This window comes from Bradyrhizobium genomosp. I (2014) (assembly GCF_000261685.1).
GTDB lineage: Bacteria > Pseudomonadota > Alphaproteobacteria > Rhizobiales > Xanthobacteraceae > Bradyrhizobium.
In genome coordinates this window covers 1-960 of sequence record NZ_AJQE01000495.1, presented here as the reverse complement: position 1 = coordinate 960, position 960 = coordinate 1, and the positions used below count along the sequence as shown (strand labels likewise).

The 960-nt window shown below is 61.7% G+C and carries 1 pseudogene; it reads right to left on the bottom strand.

The features are described from left to right. Nucleotides 1-103: 103 nt before the first annotated feature. Nucleotides 104-941, bottom strand: a pseudogene (locus tag IC50_RS41900) (helix-turn-helix domain-containing protein); the annotation flags it as partial. Between the last annotated feature and the right edge of the window lie 19 nt (nt 942-960).

Genomic DNA, 960 nt, shown 5'->3' with positions numbered 1-960 from the left:
TCGTTGCCGCCTCCATACCCCCCGCCAACGATTTGCAAACACGTTGATCAACAGACTGCAATCCCCACGCCAAACCTTTGCGAATGGGACGCGAACGTCGCTTACGGTTCTTCAGCGTCTGATGCCAGCGCTCGATCTTTCCCTGGGTCTGAGGATGGTACGGAGCGCCGCGCACGTGCTGCATGCCCTTCTGGTCGAGCCACTCGGCCAGATCATCCGCCACGTAACTCGAACCATTGTCGCTGAGAAGCCTTGGCCGGTGCGCGACGGCGCCGTCGTCTTGTCCTTGATCTCGTTCGCGGCCTTGATCACCACATAGACCGGGCTGGTGATGAGGTCATGCGCCTTCAGCAGCCGATAGACCGACGCCTCGGATACAAAGTACTTTCGTTCGTCGGTGAACCGCACGGCCAGCTCGCGTGGCGACAGCTCAGGTAACTCCAGCGCCAGGTCGATGATCTAGCCCCGCACATCGTCCGGGATGCGGTTCCAGACCCGGTCTGGTCGAGACCGATGATCGGCCAGAGCGGCGATGCCGCCCTCGCGGTAACGATCATGCTAGCGATAGAATGTGGCGCGCGGGATCCCGAGCTTGTCCAGCGTGCGCTTGGCCGGAGGTGCGATTGCTCGACCAAATGGATGAATCTCGGCCTTCTCTGAGGCGGGATACCTCATGCCTCGTCCTCCCCATCTCCGTTCATACTTTTTTTGAGCAGACGGTTCTCCAGCGTCAGATCGGCGACGGCCTCCTTCAAGGCGCCGGCCTCCCGGCGGAGGTCCTTCACCTCGCCGGAGGTCGCAGCTCGTGCCGTGTCGCCGGCCAGGCGGCGCTTGCCGGCCTCGAGAAACTCCTTGGACCAGCCGTAATAGATCGAGGCGGCAATGCCTTCTCGGCGACAAAGCTCGGAGATGTTCTCCTCGCCGCGCAATCCTTCTAGTACCCGGAATCAGAGCTGAGTG